Origin of the sequence: Stenotrophomonas sp. RG-453, from assembly GCF_033843685.1 — a bacterium.
GTDB classification, from domain to species: domain Bacteria; phylum Pseudomonadota; class Gammaproteobacteria; order Xanthomonadales; family Xanthomonadaceae; genus Stenotrophomonas; species Stenotrophomonas bentonitica_A.
This window is the reverse complement of sequence record NZ_JAMYED010000001.1, coordinates 278910-297296: the sequence shown is the minus strand read 5'-3', so window position 1 is coordinate 297296 and position 18387 is coordinate 278910. Positions and strand designations below refer to the sequence as shown.

Genomic DNA, 18387 nt, shown 5'->3' with positions numbered 1-18387 from the left:
CAGACAGACCTTGCTCCAGAGTTGAACCACGTGTTCAGCCATGGGTGCGACCGTGCGGATTTGGCAGTAAGGTGAGCCCCATGTCCGCCAGTGGCCTGCTCCTGCGAGTCGTCCTGATGCTCAGCCTGTTGCTCAACGGGCTGAACGTGGCCATGGCCGGCCCGATGGCGCTCGCCCTGGCCGAGCCGGCCACCGCAAGCGGTGCCGCACCGACCTGCCATGGTGAAGCACCGGCGGCCGCCCTCCCGCATGACCATCACGCCATGCCCGATGCTGCCAGCGGAGTGCAGGCGCCTCACGATGGCGACCACTGCAAGATCAAGGACTGCCTGCGCAGCTGCGCGCAGCAACCCAGCCTGACCGCCCAGGTCGCCTGGCTGGCCACGCCCCCGCCGCTGTCGCTGGCCCCGCTGCCGGCCGCGCATCCGTCGCAACCGACACCGCCGCTGGACCGCATCACCCGCCCTCCGATCGCCTGATCCGCAGCGCTCTGCGAGCGCCTGCCTGATGCCCTGCCCGTATGGCCCCGCCTGCGGGCGTTGCCGGCACCCCGCGTGCCATTCGAATCGGATCCGGAGTTGCAATGTCTTTCCTTAAAACACCCGGCACGGGCACCCCGCCCATGCCGTCACGCCGCCTGTTCGTGCAGGGCGTGGCTGCCGGCGGCGTGGTCGCCGGTCTGGCCGCCACCGGCCTGAGCCCACGCGCCTTCGCGGCCGCCGGTCCCGGCCTGGCCGGTGCCCCGCAGGTGCTCAGCAGCCATGACGTGCAGCTGAGCATCGGCGAATCGCTGGCCAACTTCACCGGGCGCACCCGCCCGGCGATCACCGTCAACGGCAGCCTGCCGGCGCCGATCCTGCGCTGGCGCGAAGGCCAGACGGTCAACATCCGGGTGGCCAACACGCTGCAGGGGCACCCCACCTCCATCCACTGGCACGGCCTGCTGCTGCCGGCCAACATGGACGGCGTGCCCGGCCTGAGCTTCAACGGCATCGCCTCCGGCGAGGCCTACCAGTACCGGTTCACCCTCAAGCAGTCGGGCACGTACTGGTACCACAGCCATTCGATGTTCCAGGAACAGGCCGGCCTGTACGGCGCGCTGATCATCGACCCGCTCGAGCCGGCGCCGTACCGCTTCGACCGTGAGCACGTGATCGTGCTCTCGGACTGGACCGACATGGACCCCGGCGCGCTGTTCCGGCGCATGAAGAAGCTCGCCGAGTACGACAACTACTACAAGCGCACCCTGCCCGACTTCCTCCGTGATGTGCGCCGGGATGGCTGGGCCGCAGCCACCGCCGACCGCGGCATGTGGGGCCGGATGCGGATGACGCCGACCGACATCTCCGACATCAACGCCCACACCTATACCTACCTGCTCAACGGCACCGCACCGGCGGGCAACTGGACCGGGCTGTTCCGCAGTGGCGAGAAGGTGCTGCTGCGCTTCATCAACGGTGGCTCGATGACCTACTTCGATGTGCGCATCCCCGGCCTGAAAATGACCGTGGTCGCCGCCGATGGCCAGTACATCCACCCGGTCAGCATCGATGAGTTCCGCATCGCACCGGCCGAGACCTTCGATGTGATCGTCGAACCCAGTGGACAGGATGCCTACACGATCTTCTGCCAGGACATGGGCCGCACCGGCCATGCCGCCGGCACGCTGGCGGTCCGCCACGGCCTGCAGGCGCCGGTTCCCGAGCGCGACCCGCGCCCATTGCTGACCATGAGCGACATGGGCCATGACATGGGCCATGCCGGAAACGGTATGGCGGGTCACGACATGAAGGGCATGGAAGGTGGCTGCGGCGCGAGCATGGGCCACGGCGCGCACGGCGCTGATTCCAAGGCGCCGCGCCACCCGGCCAGCGAAAAAGGCAATCCGCTGGTCGACATGCAGAGCATGGCCACCGACCCAAAGCTCGATGATCCCGGCATCGGCCTGCGCGACAACGGTCGTCACGTGCTGACCTACGGTGCGATGCGCAGCCTGTTCGACGATCCCGATGGCCGCGATCCCGGCCGCGAGGTCGAGCTGCACCTGACCGGCCACATGGAGAAATTCAGCTGGTCCTTCGACGGCATTCCGTTCGCCAGCGCCGAACCGCTGCGCCTGAACTACGGTGAACGCATGCGCATCGTGCTGGTCAACGACACGATGATGCAGCACCCGATCCATCTGCATGGCGTGTGGAGCGACCTGGAAAACGCCGATGGCCAGTTCCACCTGCGCAAGCACACCATCGACATGCCCCCCGGCACCCGCCGCACCTATCGCGTGCGCGCCGACGCGCTCGGCCGCTGGGCCTACCACTGCCATCTGCTGTACCACATGGAAGCGGGCATGATGCGCGAAGTGAGGATCGAAGAATGAGCCGCGCTCCGCTTACCGCGATGCCCACCCTCAGCGCTGCGCTGCTGCTGGCCTTGTCCGCCCCGACGTGGGCGCAGTCGCATGCCGGCCATGCCACGGCACCGATCACGGCCGATGCGCCACCGGCAGATGGCGGCAGCGCCGATCACAGCCAGATGGATCACTCGACGATGGACCACGGCAGCGCCGATCACAGCCAGATGGACCACTCGACGATGGACCACGGCAGCACCGATCACAGCCAGATGGACCATTCGACGATGGACCATGGCAGCGCAGATCACAGCCAGATGGACCATTCGACGATGGACCACGGCATGCCGAAGCCACCCGCGCTCACTGAGCCACGCGAACCGATTCCGGTCGTCACGCCCGCCGACCGCCTCGCCGCGTTCCCTCCGATCGACCACGGTGCGATGGAGCATGCACCGGAGATCCACAGCATGCTGCTGGTCAACCGCCTGGAACACTGGGACGGCCAGCGCGGTACCGGCCAGGCGTGGGAGGCCAGCGGCTGGGTCGGTGGCAACATCAACCGGCTATGGCTGCGCAGCGAAGGCGAGCGCGGTGACGGCCGCACCGAGTCGGCCAATCTCGAGGTGATGTACGGCCGCAGCGTCTCGCCGTGGTGGGACGTGCTGGTCGGCGTGAAGCAGGATTTCCGCCCGGCGGATTCGCGCACGTGGGCGGCGTTCGGCATCCAGGGCCTGGCGCCGTACAAGTTCGAGACCTCGGCCACGGCCTACATCGGCGAAGGCGGACAGTTTGCTGCGACAGTGGAAGTGGAGTACGAGCTGCTGCTGACCAACCGCCTGATCCTGCAGCCGCTGGTGGAGGCCACGTTCTCGGCCAAGGACGAGCCGGCGTACGGCAACGGTTCGGGACTCAACAAGGTCGAGGCCGGGCTGCGCCTGCGCTACGAGTTCAGCCGCCGCTTCGCGCCTTACATCGGCATCAGCCACGAGCGGCTGTTCGGCGATACCGCTGATTACCACGAGGTGGCCGGTGAGCGCGCGCGCGATACCCGCTGGGTGGCGGGCGTGCGCGTCTGGTTCTGATCCAGCGGCCGTGACAGGTTCCGGGTACCAAGGTGCCCGGAACCCCTGCCGCCTGCGCCGATGCCGTAAGCTGCCGGCCCGATCTGCCTGCCCTGCGCCATGACGTTGACCCTCCGCCGCGCCACCCTTGCCGATGCCGATGCGCTCTCGGCGATCGCCATCGCCACCTACACCGAGACCTTTGGCGATTCGTACCCGCCGCAGGACCTGCGCGATTTTCTGGACAGCCACTACGCGGTCGAGCCACAACGCCGCGAGCTCGCCGACCCACGCAATGCGGCGTGGCTGCTGGAAGACGGCGCACGTGTGGTGGGCTATCTCGCCGCAGGGCCGAACAGCCTGCCGCATGCCGATGCCGCCGAGGGCGATATCGAACTCAAACGTCTCTACCTGCTCGCCAGCCACCAGGGCGGTGGTCACGGCGCGCGCCTGATGGACGCGTTCCTGGCGTGGCTCGATCAACCGCAGCGGCGCACGCTGTGGGTCGGCGTATGGTCGGAAAATCTAGGTGCGCAGCGCTTCTATGCGCGCTATGGCTGCAGCAAGGTCGGCGAATACGATTTTCCGGTCGGCGACAGTGTCGACCGGGAATTCATCCTGCGCCGCGCCTGAGCACGGCACAGGCGCCTGTCAGAAGTCGAACAGGTCCGACAGGAAGCTTTCTTTTTTCTTCTTGCGGTAGCCGTGCTGGTCGCCGTACGGCTGCTGGCCCAGATGGCGGGTGTCACGGTGCTGCACGGCGGCCGGCGGCGGCGGAGCAGCCGCGCGTACCGGGGCCGGTGCTGCGGCACCGGCCGAGCGCTCGATGATCTTGTCCAGCTCGCCACGGTCCAGCCACACGCCACGGCACTGCGGGCAGTAATCGATCTCGATGCCCTGGCGCTCGGACATCTGCAGCGCTTGGGTCTTGCATACGGGGCATTGCATGGGCAGTTATCCAAGGGGCAAAGCCGCACTCTAGCCGGTCCCACCTGACCGTGGTGCAACGCGGCCATGACCGATGGCCCCCCGACCAATGCCCCATGCTGCCCGGCCTGTCCTCGCCAACAATCCACGCATCCCTGGATATGGAGCGTCCCATGCCGTCCTTCCGCCTGCCCACCTGGCTGGCCGCCTGCGTGGTCGTGCTGACCCTGGCCATCTCGATCAACCTGCGCGACCTTGCCGCGTGGCTGGGCGCACCGATCCCGAAACTGCCGATTCCCTATGGCGGCGCCATCCTCGACAACGGCCTGGGCGTGCTGCTGGTGCTGCTCGTGGCCGCGCTGCTGGTGCGGCCGGGGCAGCGCCTGAGTGCGCTGCTCGGGTTGCGCTGGAATGGCTGGCAGGGGCCGGCCCTGGCGCTGCTGGCGACGCTGCCGTGCTGGCTGGGTCTGTGGTGGCTGGGGGGTTCAATCCGACCCAGGATGTGCTCGCCCTGCTGATGCTCGGCGTGCTGTTTCCACTCGCCGAAGAGATCATCTTCCGCGGTTTCGGTTTCATCTTCGCGCACCGTCAGCAGCGTTGGCCGTGGCTGGCTGCTGCGCTGGTCCAGGCTGTCATCTTCGGCGCCATCCACTGGTGGTCGTTCGGCGGTGGCGGCGGCATGGCCCTGCAGGTGTTCGCCATCACCGGCATCGGTGGGCTGGTGTTCGCCTGGCTCAATACTCTGGACGATTACACCCTGTGGAGCGGGCTGGCCCTGCATGTCTCGCTCAACCTGGCCTGGAACGTGTTCGTGATCACCGAGGCCACGGCCGTCGGTTGGCCGGCTACCGTGCTGCGCCTGTCAGCAGCAGGACTGGCGGTGGCGCTGGTCTGGGCCTGGCACCGCCGCAGGCCCCGGTCCCTCACATCGGCATGAGCCACCCGAAGGCAGGTCACGCGAGGGGGTTTACCTGGCATTTCGGTGCCGTCCACGGCCTCCTCACCGGCGGCCCGCGATACTTGCGCGCCCCTGTCCGGGGGTAAGCAGGAACCACGCTCCATGTTGTTGTCCAAGCACCATCCCGAACCCCGCGTGCTGTTGATCGAAGACACCGAAGACACCCGCGAACTGAGCCGCATGGCACTGGAAAGCCAGGCCTGCGAAGTCGTTGCGGTCAGTTCGGCGGAAGCCGCGCTGGGGCTGCTCCAGGCCGGCGAGCGCTTCGATCTGGTGTTCACCGATGTCTGCCTGGGCGCGGTCAGCGGCATCGAGGCCGCCCATCGGGTCAAGCAGGAACGGCCCGGGCTGCCGGTGCTGGTCACCTCGGGCCTGGAGCCTTCCGTCGTGGTGCCGCAGCTCGGCCCTGGCATGCATTTCCTGCCCAAGCCGTACAGCATGAGCGAACTGCTCGACGCGATCCGGGCCTGTTTCCAGCAACCGCTGGCGGCCTGCGCCTGAGGCGGCTGATCGGTTTGAACGGCGGGTGATCTTCATCCGGATTTCATGCCCGCGTGCCCATCGTCGGCGTCAGTGAAACGCGCTTCTTTTCCCTGCCGGAATCGACGTCATGCTTTTTCGTACGCTGCTGGCCACGCCCCTGCTGTTGCTGCTTCCGTTCGAGAACGCGCGTGCGGATGATTTCGTCACCTGCGAGAGCCGCGACAACCGCTATCAATCCTGCACCCTGCCCCGCGCCGGCTACGTCACCCTGGACCGCAAGCTGTCCGGTGCGGACTGCCGGCAAGGCCGCACCTGGGACTACGACCGCCGCGAGGTCTGGGTGGATGATGGCTGCCGGGCCTCGTTCCGGGTCCACGGCGGCAGCGACCGTGATGATCGCCACGATGATGACAACCACGACGCCAAGGTCGCCGCCGGCGTGCTGATCGGCGCGGCCATCCTCGGCGCGCTGGCGCACAACGCCAACAAGGATGACGCGCGCTACGACGACGACACCTACCAGGGCGCCCGGCATACCTCCTACGTACCCGGCTGGATGATCGGAGAATTCGAGGGCTACAACCCGACCTTCAATGCCGACATCCGCATGCGCATCGACAGCGATGGCCGGATGAGCGCGCAGACCGGCGGCCAGACGTTGAATGGCTGGGTCAACGGCGGCCAGCTCAACGTCGGCAGCAGCGTGTTCGATATTAGCCAGAGCCGCGACGGGTTCGTCACCACCGAGGTCGGCGACCGGCAGAACGAGGTGCGCTACCGCCGCGTGCGCTGAGCGACGCGGCGGTGGCCGGCATCACCGGGCGATCTGGCACTGCAGCGTGGTGCCGTAGAAGTCCAGGGTGGTCTGGTCGTCGTGGATACGCAGGTCGACGCCCTCCCGGCCCCAGCGGCCGCCATTGTTCTCGTCCTTGCTCACGGGCATCGGGAAGACGATCGCCTGATCGTTGCCCCAGCTGACCACGGCCGCGGTCGGGTCGATGTCGTTGTAGAACACCGCCGTCACCGGCTTGCTGTTGTCGTCGCAGCGGTACTCGACCTTCGCCGGCACCTGGATGCCGCCGCCGTTGATGGTCAGCTCGACCAGGCGCGTCTGATAGGACTCCACCAGGCAGCGATTGGGATCCACCGCGCGCGAACAGGCATCGCGCCCTTTGATCCAGCCACGCTGCTCGGCCGCGATGTCCAGCTCGTCCGGGCTGGTCTGCACGCGCTTGTAGAGCGCGGCCAGCTGACGGTCCAGCGCGGCCAGCCGTGGGTCGACGCACACCAGTTTCTCGGCCTCGGACTGTGCCTTGGCGCAATCGAACGACGGGGACTGGGTCGCGGCAGCGGCAGGGTCGGCAGGCTTGGCCGCGGTAGGGGCCTCGGCGGTGGCCGACGGGCCCGCCTGATCGGCGGATTCAGGCTTGGAGCACGCCGCGAGCGCAAGCGCCCCCAGGCTCAGCAGGACGACACGTTTCATGGCACCTCCAACAGCAATCAGCTCAAAGACGGCCTATTGTGCGCGATCGCGTGCGTAGCGGGTGTATGCGGCGCCTCCTCCAGCCGACACGGTCCGCCAGGCGCAAGGATCGGCCCGGGCGTCCTTCCCTGCGATGCTCATGGCGCTTCTCCGCCTCGACGTGCAGGTGTGCGCAGGGCACCGCTGCCACTACCTGCGAGGCGTCCCCTTGACTAAGATCGAGGGTGGACAGTCACGTGGAAGCCGGATGTGCCGGCCCGACTCAGGGAGGATGTGATGGCAACCATGCGATGGATGGCGGGCCTGTTGGCGGCGGTGGGCACGCTCTCGGCCAGTGGCGTGAGCGCGGCCGCGGCAGTGGATCGGGATGCCTGGCGGGCAGATTACGCGGTGCTCAAAGCAGCATTGCAGAGCGACTACGCGCACCTGGCCTGGATGGCCTCGCCCGAGAGCGGCGTCGATCTGCCGACCCTTGATGCCCGGGCACAGCGCGACCTCGCCGAGGCACGCAATGACGCCCAGGCCACCCAGGCGCTGCGCAGTTTTCTGGCCGGCTTCCATGATGGCCACCTAGCGCTGCTCGACCGGCTGGATGCAGGCGGCACGTCCCAGCCACCACGGGCTGTCGATCCGCGCACGCTGGGCCCGAGTGCCGGTTGCGCCGCGCTCGGGGTCGCCGATGAAGGCCGGCAGGACTTCAGCCTTCCGCTGGAAACACTGCCCGGCTACACCCCCTTGGACGGCCAGGCCGACCCTGCGCTGCGCGCCGGCATCCTCGCGTTGCCCGAGGGACGCAAGGTGGGCGTGCTTCGGCTGCACGAGTTCGATGCGCTGCGCTATCCCGGTCTATGCCACGCGCTGTGGCCACAGCTGCGCCATGCCGATTCCATCGGCGACATGCGCAGCGTGCTGGTGAACGGCTGGGTGGCCATGATCGCCGGCAGCCTGCGCCGGTTCCAGCACGATGGCGTCGATGCCGTGCTGGTCGATGTCGGCGACAACCCGGGCGGGGATGACAGTGGCGACACGCTTGCGCGGTTGTTCACCCCGCGGCCGGTCACGTCGGCCACGCTGCTGGTCAGTCAGTCCGCCGCAGGCAGGCCCTATCTCGACGAACAGTACGAGCGACTCGACGATGCCCTGCGCCGCCATCATCCGGCCGCCACCGCCCGCCGCCTGCTGACGGCTGAGCGCGCCAGCTTCGATGCTTCGCGGCGTGCACTGAGCCTTCCAGCCTGTGACCTGTCCTGGGTGTGGCAGACCCAGCAGCCATGGAACGGCGGCCAGTGCCGCCGCCTGGTCGCGGCAGGCACCTCCGGTGGCCCGCTGCCAAGCCAGGCGGTGGATACGCTGGACGATTTCCTGATCGCCCACCGTCTCGACTGGGCACAGGACCTGCGCGCCCACTGGGGTGCGTGGGACGGGCCGGTCTACGTCATCACCAATGGCAAGACCGTGTCCTCGGCGGAGATGTTTGCCGCGCGCATGCAGGACAACCGCATCGCGCGCATCGTCGGCACCGGTAGTGGTGGCTACGGCTGCGGTTTCATGAGCGGCGCCCCATCGCGCGAGCTGCCCCACTCACACCTGCGCATGCGTATTCCGGACTGTGTCCGGTTGCGCGCCGACGGCACCGATGAAGTGGCGGGCATCGCGCCCGATCTACCGATCACGCCCCGCGCTGGCGAAGGGGCACGCGCACGCGCGCAACGACTGCTGGAGACCGTTGCCGAGGACATCACGCGGCACTGAGCCGCTCACTGCAGTGCCTCCTGCGCGCTAGAGACGCGCGCCCTGCGTGGCACCATGCTCGGTGATTTCGTCGTACTGTTTGTCGCGCGCGGCGTATTCATCGAGAACCGCTTTCCCGATGCGGTTGAGTTCCTCACCGAGCTGCGGGCAGCGCATCCCGCCGCCAACGGCGGCGAATCGTCGCTGGATGTCCTCGGCAGCCTGATCGGCATGCGCTGCATGGCCGTCTTCATGCACCCGCAGCGCCTGGCTGTAGCGCGCCCATTCCTGTTGCAGCGAGGCGGGCGCCGTGTCCGCGCCGGTCCAGCGCGGCAGCACCATGGTGGCCCTCACCTCCATGCGCACCTTGCCGAGCCTGCAACCTGCACCTCGTGGGGCATAGTCGAAGTTCCACCCCACGTACCAGTCCACGTGGCCGTGATGGCGCACGCCGTCCTTGCCGACGGGCCCGTGCGCGTTCAGTGACGCGCGCAGTTCCTGCAGGGTGTCGCCCTGCACGTCGTAGTAGGTGATCGTCAGATCCTGCGCGGCGCCCGCATCCAGGGCAATCAGCGCAAGGACCAGTGCAGTGTCACGCAGCAGCGCGTGGGGACGGAAGGTAGACCGGGGATGTGGGAGCTGGTTGTTCACGACGCGTTCCATGCAGAAGGACGGGGCTTGATGCGATCCGGGCCGAACGGGAGGCATGAAAAAGGCGACCTCGCGGTCGCCTTGATCATGGATGCAATGGTGGGCCGTGATGGATTCGAACCATCGACCAAAAGATTAAAAGTCTTCTGCTCTACCAACTGAGCTAACGGCCCATTGCATCCCCGACATGACGCCGGGGGTGCGCATTCTAACGCATCTTCGCGCTCATGCGTACCCGTCCGGCATCACACGTAGTGGGTGGGATCCGGTACGCCGGCATCCGTGAAACCCTGCGCACGCAGGCGGCAGGCGTCGCAGTGCCCGCAGGCGCGGCCCTGGTCGTCGGCGTTGTAGCAGGACACGGTCAGGCCGAAGTCCACACCGAGGCGAACGCCTTCACGCACGATGTCGGCCTTGCTCAGGAACTGCAGCGGCGCGTGGACCTGGATGCCCGCCCCTTCCACACCCGCCTTGGTCGCCAGGTTGGCCAGCGCCTGGAAGGCCTGGATGAACTCAGGGCGGCAATCGGGGTAGCCGGAGTAATCCACGGCGTTGACGCCACAGAAGATGTCGTTGGCGCCCAGCACTTCGGCCCAGCCCAGCGCGACGGACAGCATGATGGTGTTGCGGGCCGGCACGTAGGTGACCGGGATGCCCTCACCGCCCGCTTCGGGGACGTCGATATCATCGGTCAGGGCCGAGCCGCCGATGCTGCGCAGGTCGACGTTGACGGTTTTGTGGGCCACCGCGCCCAGCGCGCTGGCGACCGCCGCGGCGGCATCGAGTTCGGAGGTGTGGCGCTGCCCGTAGCGCACGCTCAGGGCGTGGACGGCGAAACCCTGCTCGCGGGCGATGGCGACGACGGCGGCGGAGTCCATGCCGCCGGACAGGAGGACGACTGCTTTCTTCATGGGGGTGTTTCCGGTGGTTTGCAGGGAACCAGCACGCTGTCCCGCGCCGGGTACATCAGGAAATGCCAAGGCGGCTTATCGGCCCGGCTCGTCATTCCACAGAAGCTTGTGCAGCTGCATCTGGAAGCGCACCGGCAGGCGGTCGGCGACGATCCAGTCGGCCAGCTCGCGCGGGCTGACCTCGCTCTTGCTCGGCGAGAACAACACCATGCTGCGCTCGTTGAGGCGATGCTCACGGACCATGCCACGGGCCCATTCGTAATCTTCGCGGCTGCACAGGACGAACTTGATCTGGTCGCGCTTGGTCAGCAGCGGCAGGTTCTCCAGGCGGTTGCGGGCCATTTCGCCGGAGCCGGGGGTCTTCAGATCGACCACCCGCGATACGCGCGGATCGACGGCGCTGACATCCAGCGCACCGGAGGTTTCCAGCGAGACGTCCAGGCCGGCATCGCAGAGCTTCTCCAGCAGCACCAGGCAGCGCTTCTGCGCCAGCGGCTCGCCACCGGTCACGCAGACGTGGTGCACGCCCTGGGCCAGCACCTCTTCCACGATCGCGTCGATGTCCCACCAGGTGCCGCCATGGAAGGCGTAGGCGGTATCGCAGTACGTGCAGCGCAGCGGGCAGCCGGTCAGGCGCACGAACACGGTCGGCCAGCCGGCGGTATCGGCTTCGCCCTGCAGGGACAGGAAGATCTCGGTGATCTTCAGTCGCGGCAGCGGGGACTGCACGATCTCACTGGGGAGTGCGGCGGCAGCGGACAGGGTCGTGGTCATGGCGGTGATTCTTGGGGGACGGCTTCGGAAACGACAACAGCCGGGCATGGCCCGGCACGGAAGACCGGGCAACGCCCGGTTGGCGATCAATCATTATACCGGGCCCGGCCGCCTCAGCGGCCCGGGGCGGGTTCAGCGGATCTGCTGGCCCAGCCGGATCGACTGCAGACGGTCCTGCGCGGTGCGCGCGGCGTCGGAGCCGGGGTACGTGGACACGACCTGTTCCAGGGTCGCCTGGGCCTGGTCGACCTTGCCTTCGCCATACTGCGACAGGCCGATCTTGAGCAGGCCACCGGACGCCTTGTCATGGGTCGGGTAGCGCGAGATGAGGTCGCGGAACTGCGCCTCAGCCAGCGGGAAATTGCGGGTGGCGTAATAGCTTTCGCCCAACCAGTACAGCGCGTTGGGGGTATAGACACCGTTGGGGTACAGCTCGAGGAAGCTCATGAACAGCTGCGCCGAGTCGTCGTACTTGCCGGCCTTGAGCGAATCGAAGGCGACATTGTAGGCCGTGCGCTCGTCGCCACTGGCAGCCAGGCTGCCGGCATCGCCGTGCACGGAGGGCGGCCGCTCGGAAGCGGCCGTTGCCGGTTTCGGGGGTGCAGCGGGGGCAGTCGCGGCTGCGGCCGGGGCGGCGGGAAGCACGGGGGCTCCACCTTCCAGGCGGTTCAGGCGGCTGTCCAGGTCCAGGTACTGGTCCTTGCCGGTCTGCTTGAGCTGCTCATTGTCGTGCTGCAGCTGCTCGACCTGCGACTGCAGGGCCTGCAACTGGGTACGCAGCTGGTTCAGCTGGTTGAGCATGTCCATGTTGGACTGGTTGTTGTTCGCCTGCTGCTCAAGCGCGCCGACGCGGTCGGCCAGACTCTGGCGCTGCGCATTGGCCGGTGCGGCAGCCACGAGGGCTGCCGCAACGATCATCGATAGAAATCGAAAGCGCATCTATTACTGAGCCGTGTACACGATCTCGACGCGACGGTTCTGCGACCAGCAGGACTCGCCCGACTCGGTGCAGACCGGACGCTCTTCACCGTAGGACACGACGGTCAGCTGCGAAGCCGAACCACCGTTGGCCTGCAGTGCCGAGGACACGCCGTTGCCACGACGCTCGCCCAGGGCCTGGTTGTACGCGCGCGAACCGCGCTCGTCGGTGTGGCCCTGCAGGGTCATGCGCGAGGACGGACGGTCACGCAGGTACTTGGCGTGGCAAGCCATGATGGCCTGGAATTCCGGCTTCACGTCTTCCTTGTCCAGGTCGAAGTACACCACGCGCTGGCGCAGGCAGGAGTCGGTATCCAGATCGCCCGGGCCGTACAGGCCGGAGGTGGACGGGCCGGTCGGAGCGGTGGTGCTGCCGGTATCAACCGGGGCAACAGGCGCTTCCTTGACCTTCTTGGAACAACCGGCCAGGGCGGCCACGGACAACAGGGAGACAAGCAGAACGCGGGTGGTCTTGTTCATGGCGATACCTTTGAGGCTCCTAAAGCCGGATGAGGGATGAATACGGCGAAATCTTAACACTCTGTTAGCGCTTTGTACGGTATGGCGACCAAGAAGGCTCACGAACATCACCGTCGGCCAGAACCAGCCGCTGGCGCACGCGCGCATCGGCCGAAACGGCATACAACACGCCACGACCACCCTCGCGGGCGGCGTACAACACCATGCTCGCGTTGGGCGCAAAGCTCGGCGATTCATCCAGCGACCCTGGCGACAGCGTGTTCCAGCGGGCCGAGCCCGTGCTGCTGTCCATCATCGCGATCTTGTAGGTGTTGCCACTGCCCTGGGCGACCACCAGCTTCTTGCCGTCGTAGGACAGGCTCGGGGTGGCGTTGTAGTTGCCCTGGAAGGTCACGCGCGAAGCGCTGCCGCCGCTGGAGGCCACCTGGTAGATCTGCGGGCGGCCACCACGGTCGGAGGTGAAGTAGACGCTGCTGCCGTCCGGGCTCCAGGTCGGCTCGGTATCGATGGCGAAGTGGTTGGTCAGCTGGGTCAGCTGCTTGCTGCCCAGGTCCATCACGTAGATCTCCGGGTTGCCGCTGCGCGACAGCGACAGGGCCAGGCGACGGCCGTCCGGGGAGAACGACGGAGCACTGTTGATGCCGCGGAAGCTGGTGACCAGCTCACGGGCGCCGCTGGAGATGTTCTGGATGTAGATCGCCGAGTTGCCGCGTTCGAAGCTGACGTAGGCCAGCTTGTTGCCGTCCGGGCTCCAGCTGGGCGAGAGCAGCGGCTCGGCCGAGCGCACGATGGTCTGCGGGTTGAAGCCGTCCGAATCGGCCACCATCAGCGCATAGCGCATGGCATCGCCCTTGCCGCTGGCGGTGACATAGGCGATGCGGGTCCAGAAGGCGCCGCGGACACCGGTGATCTTTTCGTAGATGGCATCGGCCATCTGGTGGGCGACATCGCGCATGGCGTTGCCACGGGCGGTCATCGCCAGCCCGAGCAGGCGCTCACCCTTGGGCACGTCGTAGAGCTCGTACTCCACGCGGTAGGCACCGGCGCCGGCGTCCATGACCCGGCCGACGACGATGTAGTTCTGCTTCAGCGCGCGCCAGGTAGCGAACTGGATCTCGCTGCCACGGGTCGGTTTTTCGACGATCTGGGCTTCCGGCAGGTTGCGGAACTGGCCGGAACGGTCCAGATCGGCGCGTACCACGGCGGCCACGTCGGTCTGCGGGGCACCGGCCGAACCCTGGTAGGGCATCGGGACGACGGTGATCGGCGTGGCGGAGGCATTGCCGCCAATGATGTCGATATCCAGCCCCTTCTGCTGCGCCATGGCAGCAAAGGGCAACAACAGGGCCGCAACAACGGCAAGCCAGCGAGGCATTTTTTTCATGGAGCGCTCAATAGGGGAGAAACCAGAACGAGGGATAACAGGACCGCGGTGAACAGTTTCGCAATCATGAACCAAGGCAGTGTGAATTCCGAGTCACCGAGCGCACAAATCTCACGGCCCGTTAACCAACCGGCCGGATTCGGCGCGCTCCGCCCCCCAACTTGGCCATGAGCCCCTGTACAGCGTGCCGGCGGAACTTCACCGGACCGCCCGGGATCAATCCTGGGCGGTGAAGGTGAAGTTGATCGTGCGCGCGAACACCGATTCGAAACCGCGGTACGGCAACGGCTGGGCATTCAATACGGCGGCCTCGATCGAGCGGCGGCCGGCTTCGTCGAACGGGCAGCTGCCGCTGACCTTGGCCTGGATGACCTGCCCGCCCGGAATCTGGGTGATCGAGACCTGGCAGCGCTGGCCCAATGGCACCGAATCCGGACGCGTCCACTGCGCGGAGACCTTCTGCTGGATCGCGGCGGCGTACTTGGCGCTCAGATCGTCGCTGGTCCCGCCCGCACCGGCCGCCGGCTTGGCGGCACCGGTGGCACCGGCGGTGGAGGCCGAGGCATTGGCGGCACGCGCGGCGGTGACCTGGCGCAGCTTCTGCTCGGCCAGCTTGGCTTCGTTCTCGGCCTGGGCGCGCTTGCGGCGGATCTCGGCCAGCTTCTTGTCGCGCTCGGCCTCGGCCTTGGCGTCGTTGGCCTTCTGTTCCTGCTCGGCCAGCTTCTTCTTCAGCTCGGCCTCTTCCTGCTGCTTGGCCAGGCGCAGCTTCTGCTCGGCCTGTTCCTGGCGCTTGCGCTCGGTCAGGTCGATCTGTTCCTGGCGGCGCTTGGCTTCCTGCTCCTGTTTGGCCTTTTCAGCCGAGATCGCCAGCGCGTTGACCGCTTCCTGGTCGACCGTGTCGGGCTGGGCGATGCGCTCCTGCGCCTGCGACTGCTGCGGCGTCGGCGCGTCCTGCGGGCGCGGCTCGGGCAACGGCTGCGGCGGCGGCACGGTGTCTTCGGGAATGGGCTCGGGCTCGGCGACCGGTTCGGGCAGGTCCGGCAGCGTCTCGGAGGCGCGCAGGGCCTGGCGCGCGGCCGAGGCTTCGGAGGCGGACAGCTGCAGGCTGGCCTCGATGGCCGGATCGCCAGCGGCCGCTTCGGTGGTGCGTTGCGGCGACCACAACCAGGCGGCAATGAAGATCAGGGCCAGCAGCAGGTGCACGCCGAGCGCCAGCGCGATCGGCAGACCCCACTTCTCTTCAGGCTGACGCTGCGGTGGCAGGGCTTCAGCGTGCATCGGTCGCCAGGCCCACCTTTTCCACGTTGGCGCGCTTGATCACGTCCATGGCCGCGACCACCTTCTCATAGGCCACGGCCTTGTCGGCGGCAACGATCACGCGCAGGTTCTTGTCCTGCGAGGAAAGCGCGGACAGCTGGGCCTGCAGGCGGGCGGCATCCATCGGTTCCGGATCCTTGGCCTCGGGCAGCTTCAGGCTGAGCTGGCCATCCAGGCGGACGGAGACGATCACCGGATCCTGCTTGCTCTCCAGCGCCTTGGCCTGGGAGGTCGGCAGATCCACTTCAAAGCTCAGCGTGAGCAGCGGCGCGGTCACCATGAAGATGATGAGCAGCACCAGCATGACGTCGATGTAGGGCACGACGTTGATTTCGGATTTGAGCTTTCGGCGCTTGCGGCGGCCAATGGCTGCGGTCATGGCAGGACTCCTGTGCTGGGCGCTTACTCGTCGCCCGCGGTCTGACGCTGCAGGATCGAGCTGAACTCTTCTGCGAAGGTTTCAAAGCGCACCGACATGCGCTCCACGCGGGTGGTGAAGCGGTTGTAGGCCCACACCGCCGGGATCGCCACGAACAGGCCGATGGCGGTGGCGAACAGGGCTTCGGAGATACCCGGGGCGACCGAGGCGATACCGGCCTGCTCGCCGCTGTTGATCATGTCGTGCATGGTCACCATGATGCCGAACACGGTGCCGACCAGACCCACGTACGGGGCGGTCGAGCCGATGTTGGCCAGCAGCTCCAGGCTGCGCTCCATCTGGTCCACTTCGCGGGTATAGGTGGTGCGCATGGCGCGCTGGGCACCTTCCAGCTGGGCGCGGCCATCCAAGCGGCGCTTGTCGCGCAGGCGGGTGAACTCGCGGAAGCCCGATTCGAAGATCGCTTCCAGGCCACCGACCTGGCGGTTGCGGTCGGTCGCCGAGCTGTACAGCTTGCCCAGGTCCGCACCGGACCAGAAGCGGCTTTCGAACTCGTCGGCAGCGCGGTTGGCGGCGTTGAACACGCGCGCCTTGCGGAAGATGATCACCCAGCTGATGAACGAGCCGGCCAGCAGCAGCAGCACGATGATCTTCACCGGGATGCTGGCCTTGACCATCAGGTCCAGGTAGTTGATGCCACCGCCATGCGCGGCTTGGGCGACAGTCTGCGCCGCGGCGCTGGTGACTTCCTGCGGCAGCGCTTCGGTCACCGTGGCCTGCAGGGCCAGGAGCATTGCGATCATCCGTTGTTCCTCAGTATGCGGATTCTGGAAATTCGAGGTGTTTCAGCGCGGCATGCAGTGCATCGTCCATGCCACGCGGTTTGAAGGTGGCTGCATCGAGCGCGGCGATCTTCACCTGCGCGGTCAGCAGTGTTTCCTCGCCCCGGCACACGGCCTGGGCGAACACCATGCTGGCACGCTTGCACTGCACCAGCGTGGCGGTGACCGCCAGCGCATCGTCCAGCCGCGCCGGCTTGAGGAAATCCATGGTCATGCTGCGCACCGCGAACACCAGGCCATGGTCGCAGCGCATGCGCTCCTGACCATACCCCAATGCGCGCATCCATTCGGTCCGCGCCCGTTCCATGAAGGCCACGTAGCGGGCGTGGTACACGACCCCGCCAGCGTCGGTATCTTCCCAGTAAATGCGTGTCGGCCAACTGAATCGGGGCTCAACCCGGGGATCAACCGACATCCGGGACCTCCGCGAACAGGTCGGCCGGCGGATTCTTCGGCTTCAGGCCCATGTGCCGGTAAGCCTTGTGCGTGCACATGCGGCCCCGGGCGGTGCGGATCAGGAAGCCCTGCTGGATCAGATAGGGTTCGACCACGTCTTCCAGCGTGCCACGCTCTTCGGAGAGCGCGGCGGCCAGCGATTCGATCCCGACCGGACCGCCGTCGAAGTAATCGACCATGGTCCGCAGCAGGCGCCGATCGAGCTCGTCGAAGCCCTCCGGGTCGACCTTGAGCATCTGCATGGCGGCCTGGGCCACGTCCTGGTCGATGTGGCCGGCCGCCTTCACCTGCGCGAAGTCGCGTACCCGGCGCAGCAGCCGGTTGGCGATACGCGGCGTGCCACGCGAGCGCCGGGCGATCTCGGCCGCCCCTTCGGCGGTGCAGTCGATGTTGAGGATGCTGGCCGAGCGCCGGACGATCTTCGTCAGCTCTTCGGGCGTATAGAACTCCAGCCGATGCACGATGCCGAAGCGGTCGCGCAGCGGCGCGGTCAGCAGGCCGGCACGGGTGGTCGCACCGATCAGCGTGAACGGCGGCAGATCGATCTTGATCGAGCGGGCCGCAGGGCCCTCGCCGATCATGATGTCGATCTGAAAATCTTCCATCGCCGGGTACAGCACTTCTTCGACGACCGGCGAGAGGCGGTGGATTTCATCGATGAACAGCACATCGTGCGGCTGCAGGTTGGTCAGCAGCGCGGCCAGGTCACCGGCCTTCTCGATCACCGGCCCGGAGGTGACGCGCAGCGCGACCCCCAGCTCGTTGGCGATCACGTGGCTCAAGGTGGTCTTGCCCAGGCCTGGCGGCCCGAAGATCAGCACGTGGTCGAGCGCGTCGCCACGCGCCTTGGTCGCTTCGATGTAGATCGACAGCTGCTCGCGCACCGGCGCCTGGCCCAGGTAATCGGCCATGCGCTTGGGGCGGATGCTGGCGTCGGTGCCCTCGTCTTCGCGGGTGGCACCGGCACCGATGATGCGGTCGTCTGTCATGCGGCAATTATGCGGCAAAAGGAGCGCGATCCGCGTTCCAGGTAATGCCGGCCGCTGGCCGGCTCCGCACGATGCACGCTCCAGGTAGTGCCGGCCGCTGGCCGGCTCCACGCGATGCAGGGGTCACCGGGAGCCGGCCAGCGGCCGGCACTACCGGTTAAGCATCGGAGGGGCACACCGAAGGTGCGGGGTTTTAAGTGGAAGGCGCCCGGGTCCCAAGGTCTGCGCAG

General features: G+C 67.1%; 20 protein-coding genes, 1 tRNA gene and 1 pseudogene. 8 read left to right on the top strand and 14 right to left on the bottom strand.

What is annotated here, in order from left to right; all coding sequences use genetic code 11:
• Positions 1 to 80: 80 nt before the first annotated feature.
• From NJD74_RS01295 to NJD74_RS01280, 4 genes are all read left to right on the top strand, one after another.
• Positions 81 to 479: a CopL family metal-binding regulatory protein gene (locus NJD74_RS01295; RefSeq protein WP_102788153.1), complete on the top strand. Its 399-nt coding sequence runs from the start codon at positions 81 to 83 to the stop codon at positions 477 to 479.
• A 104-nt stretch (positions 480 to 583) separates the two neighbouring features.
• Entirely contained in the window at positions 584 to 2377 is a 1794-nt protein-coding gene (locus NJD74_RS01290) for a copper resistance system multicopper oxidase (protein WP_102788154.1), read from the top strand.
• Positions 2374 to 3435: a copper resistance protein B gene (locus tag NJD74_RS01285; protein WP_319623497.1), complete on the top strand. Its 1062-nt coding sequence runs from the start codon at positions 2374 to 2376 to the stop codon at positions 3433 to 3435. The genes NJD74_RS01290 and NJD74_RS01285 overlap by 4 nt, the downstream gene beginning before the upstream one ends.
• Positions 3436 to 3534: 99 nt before the next feature.
• Positions 3535 to 4047 (top strand): GNAT family N-acetyltransferase, encoded by a 513-nt coding sequence (locus NJD74_RS01280; RefSeq protein ID WP_319623496.1) that lies wholly within the window; start codon positions 3535 to 3537, stop codon positions 4045 to 4047.
• 18 nt (positions 4048 to 4065) lie between these two features.
• On the opposite strand, the gene NJD74_RS01275 is transcribed toward NJD74_RS01280, so the two are convergent.
• Entirely contained in the window at positions 4066 to 4362 is a 297-nt protein-coding gene (locus NJD74_RS01275) for a zf-TFIIB domain-containing protein (RefSeq protein WP_070471280.1), read from the bottom strand.
• A gap of 152 nt (positions 4363 to 4514) precedes the next feature.
• Here NJD74_RS01275 and NJD74_RS01270 point away from each other — a divergent pair.
• The 3 genes and pseudogenes from NJD74_RS01270 (at position 4515) to NJD74_RS01260 (ending at position 6575) form a co-directional block, all read left to right on the top strand.
• Positions 4515 to 5278, top strand: a pseudogene (locus NJD74_RS01270) (CPBP family intramembrane glutamic endopeptidase).
• A 123-nt stretch (positions 5279 to 5401) separates the two neighbouring features.
• Complete coding sequence (locus NJD74_RS01265) at positions 5402 to 5800, top strand: response regulator (protein ID WP_019185159.1); 399 nt, start codon at positions 5402 to 5404, stop codon at positions 5798 to 5800.
• A 109-nt stretch (positions 5801 to 5909) separates the two neighbouring features.
• On the top strand, positions 5910 to 6575 hold the full coding sequence (locus NJD74_RS01260) for a DUF3011 domain-containing protein (RefSeq protein ID WP_070471276.1): 666 nt from the start codon (positions 5910 to 5912) through the stop codon (positions 6573 to 6575).
• A 21-nt stretch (positions 6576 to 6596) separates the two neighbouring features.
• Here the strand turns inward: NJD74_RS01260 and NJD74_RS01255 are convergent, their stop codons facing one another.
• Entirely contained in the window at positions 6597 to 7265 is a 669-nt protein-coding gene (locus NJD74_RS01255; RefSeq protein WP_319623495.1) for a lysozyme inhibitor LprI family protein, read from the bottom strand.
• 276 nt (positions 7266 to 7541) lie between these two features.
• Here NJD74_RS01255 and NJD74_RS01250 point away from each other — a divergent pair, with 276 nt between their 5' ends.
• Entirely contained in the window at positions 7542 to 9017 is a 1476-nt protein-coding gene (locus NJD74_RS01250) for a S41 family peptidase (protein WP_102788156.1), read from the top strand.
• A gap of 27 nt (positions 9018 to 9044) precedes the next feature.
• Here the strand turns inward: NJD74_RS01250 and NJD74_RS01245 are convergent, their stop codons facing one another.
• From NJD74_RS01245 to ruvB, 12 genes are all read right to left on the bottom strand, one after another.
• Positions 9045 to 9647 (bottom strand): DUF922 domain-containing protein, encoded by a 603-nt coding sequence (locus tag NJD74_RS01245; protein ID WP_319623494.1) that lies wholly within the window; start codon positions 9645 to 9647, stop codon positions 9045 to 9047.
• A gap of 97 nt (positions 9648 to 9744) precedes the next feature.
• Positions 9745 to 9820 (bottom strand) — tRNA-Lys (locus NJD74_RS01240).
• A 72-nt stretch (positions 9821 to 9892) separates the two neighbouring features.
• A complete protein-coding gene (queC, locus tag NJD74_RS01235; RefSeq protein WP_019185214.1) occupies positions 9893 to 10558 on the bottom strand; it encodes a 7-cyano-7-deazaguanine synthase QueC in 666 nt (221 codons plus the stop codon).
• Positions 10559 to 10633: 75 nt separating this feature from the next.
• Positions 10634 to 11332, bottom strand: a complete 699-nt coding sequence (gene queE / locus NJD74_RS01230; RefSeq protein ID WP_046272627.1) for a 7-carboxy-7-deazaguanine synthase QueE — start codon at positions 11330 to 11332, stop codon at positions 10634 to 10636.
• 132 nt (positions 11333 to 11464) lie between these two features.
• Positions 11465 to 12271: a tol-pal system protein YbgF gene (gene ybgF, locus NJD74_RS01225; protein WP_046272626.1), complete on the bottom strand. Its 807-nt coding sequence runs from the start codon at positions 12269 to 12271 to the stop codon at positions 11465 to 11467.
• A gap of 3 nt (positions 12272 to 12274) precedes the next feature.
• Positions 12275 to 12790, bottom strand: a complete 516-nt coding sequence (gene pal, locus NJD74_RS01220) for a peptidoglycan-associated lipoprotein Pal (protein ID WP_019185217.1) — start codon at positions 12788 to 12790, stop codon at positions 12275 to 12277.
• 64 nt (positions 12791 to 12854) lie between these two features.
• Positions 12855 to 14174, bottom strand: coding sequence for a Tol-Pal system beta propeller repeat protein TolB (tolB, locus tag NJD74_RS01215; RefSeq protein WP_046272625.1), 1320 nt, complete (start codon positions 14172 to 14174; stop codon positions 12855 to 12857).
• 216 nt (positions 14175 to 14390) lie between these two features.
• Positions 14391 to 15452 (bottom strand): cell envelope integrity protein TolA, encoded by a 1062-nt coding sequence (gene tolA, locus NJD74_RS01210; protein WP_019185219.1) that lies wholly within the window; start codon positions 15450 to 15452, stop codon positions 14391 to 14393.
• Positions 15442 to 15870 (bottom strand): protein TolR, encoded by a 429-nt coding sequence (tolR, locus tag NJD74_RS01205; protein WP_019185220.1) that lies wholly within the window; start codon positions 15868 to 15870, stop codon positions 15442 to 15444. The genes tolA and tolR overlap by 11 nt, the downstream gene beginning before the upstream one ends.
• A 23-nt stretch (positions 15871 to 15893) precedes the next feature.
• Positions 15894 to 16673 carry a protein TolQ gene (tolQ, locus tag NJD74_RS01200; RefSeq protein ID WP_019185221.1) on the bottom strand — a complete coding sequence of 260 codons (780 nt, stop codon included), beginning with the start codon at positions 16671 to 16673 and terminating at the stop codon, positions 15894 to 15896.
• 10 nt (positions 16674 to 16683) lie between these two features.
• Complete coding sequence (ybgC, locus tag NJD74_RS01195) at positions 16684 to 17127, bottom strand: tol-pal system-associated acyl-CoA thioesterase (protein ID WP_019185222.1); 444 nt, start codon at positions 17125 to 17127, stop codon at positions 16684 to 16686.
• Positions 17117 to 18157 (bottom strand): Holliday junction branch migration DNA helicase RuvB, encoded by a 1041-nt coding sequence (ruvB, locus tag NJD74_RS01190; RefSeq protein ID WP_046272623.1) that lies wholly within the window; start codon positions 18155 to 18157, stop codon positions 17117 to 17119. Before ruvB ends, ybgC begins: the two co-directional genes overlap by 11 nt.
• Positions 18158 to 18387 lie beyond the last annotated feature (230 nt).

Bases quoted from the DNA above. Each gene is read 5' to 3' on its own strand.
- NJD74_RS01295 (WP_102788153.1), top strand. From the start codon at position 81: ATGTCCGCCAGTGGCCTGCTCCTGCGAGTCGTCCTGATGCTCAGCCTG.
- NJD74_RS01290 (WP_102788154.1), top strand. From the start codon at position 584: ATGTCTTTCCTTAAAACACCCGGCACGGGCACCCCGCCCATGCCGTCA.
- NJD74_RS01285 (WP_319623497.1), top strand. From the start codon at position 2,374: ATGAGCCGCGCTCCGCTTACCGCGATGCCCACCCTCAGCGCTGCGCTG.
- NJD74_RS01280 (WP_319623496.1), top strand. From the start codon at position 3,535: ATGACGTTGACCCTCCGCCGCGCCACCCTTGCCGATGCCGATGCGCTC.
- NJD74_RS01275 (WP_070471280.1), bottom strand. From the start codon at position 4,362: ATGCAATGCCCCGTATGCAAGACCCAAGCGCTGCAGATGTCCGAGCGC.
- NJD74_RS01265 (WP_019185159.1), top strand. From the start codon at position 5,402: ATGTTGTTGTCCAAGCACCATCCCGAACCCCGCGTGCTGTTGATCGAA.
- NJD74_RS01260 (WP_070471276.1), top strand. From the start codon at position 5,910: ATGCTTTTTCGTACGCTGCTGGCCACGCCCCTGCTGTTGCTGCTTCCG.
- NJD74_RS01255 (WP_319623495.1), bottom strand. From the start codon at position 7,265: ATGAAACGTGTCGTCCTGCTGAGCCTGGGGGCGCTTGCGCTCGCGGCG.
- NJD74_RS01250 (WP_102788156.1), top strand. From the start codon at position 7,542: ATGGCAACCATGCGATGGATGGCGGGCCTGTTGGCGGCGGTGGGCACG.
- queC (WP_019185214.1), bottom strand. From the start codon at position 10,558: ATGAAGAAAGCAGTCGTCCTCCTGTCCGGCGGCATGGACTCCGCCGCC.
- queE (WP_046272627.1), bottom strand. From the start codon at position 11,332: ATGACCACGACCCTGTCCGCTGCCGCCGCACTCCCCAGTGAGATCGTG.
- ybgF (WP_046272626.1), bottom strand. From the start codon at position 12,271: ATGCGCTTTCGATTTCTATCGATGATCGTTGCGGCAGCCCTCGTGGCT.
- pal (WP_019185217.1), bottom strand. From the start codon at position 12,790: ATGAACAAGACCACCCGCGTTCTGCTTGTCTCCCTGTTGTCCGTGGCC.
- tolB (WP_046272625.1), bottom strand. From the start codon at position 14,174: ATGAAAAAAATGCCTCGCTGGCTTGCCGTTGTTGCGGCCCTGTTGTTG.
- tolA (WP_019185219.1), bottom strand. From the start codon at position 15,452: ATGCACGCTGAAGCCCTGCCACCGCAGCGTCAGCCTGAAGAGAAGTGG.
- tolR (WP_019185220.1), bottom strand. From the start codon at position 15,870: ATGACCGCAGCCATTGGCCGCCGCAAGCGCCGAAAGCTCAAATCCGAA.
- tolQ (WP_019185221.1), bottom strand. From the start codon at position 16,673: ATGATCGCAATGCTCCTGGCCCTGCAGGCCACGGTGACCGAAGCGCTG.
- ybgC (WP_019185222.1), bottom strand. From the start codon at position 17,127: ATGTCGGTTGATCCCCGGGTTGAGCCCCGATTCAGTTGGCCGACACGC.
- ruvB (WP_046272623.1), bottom strand. From the start codon at position 18,157: ATGACAGACGACCGCATCATCGGTGCCGGTGCCACCCGCGAAGACGAG.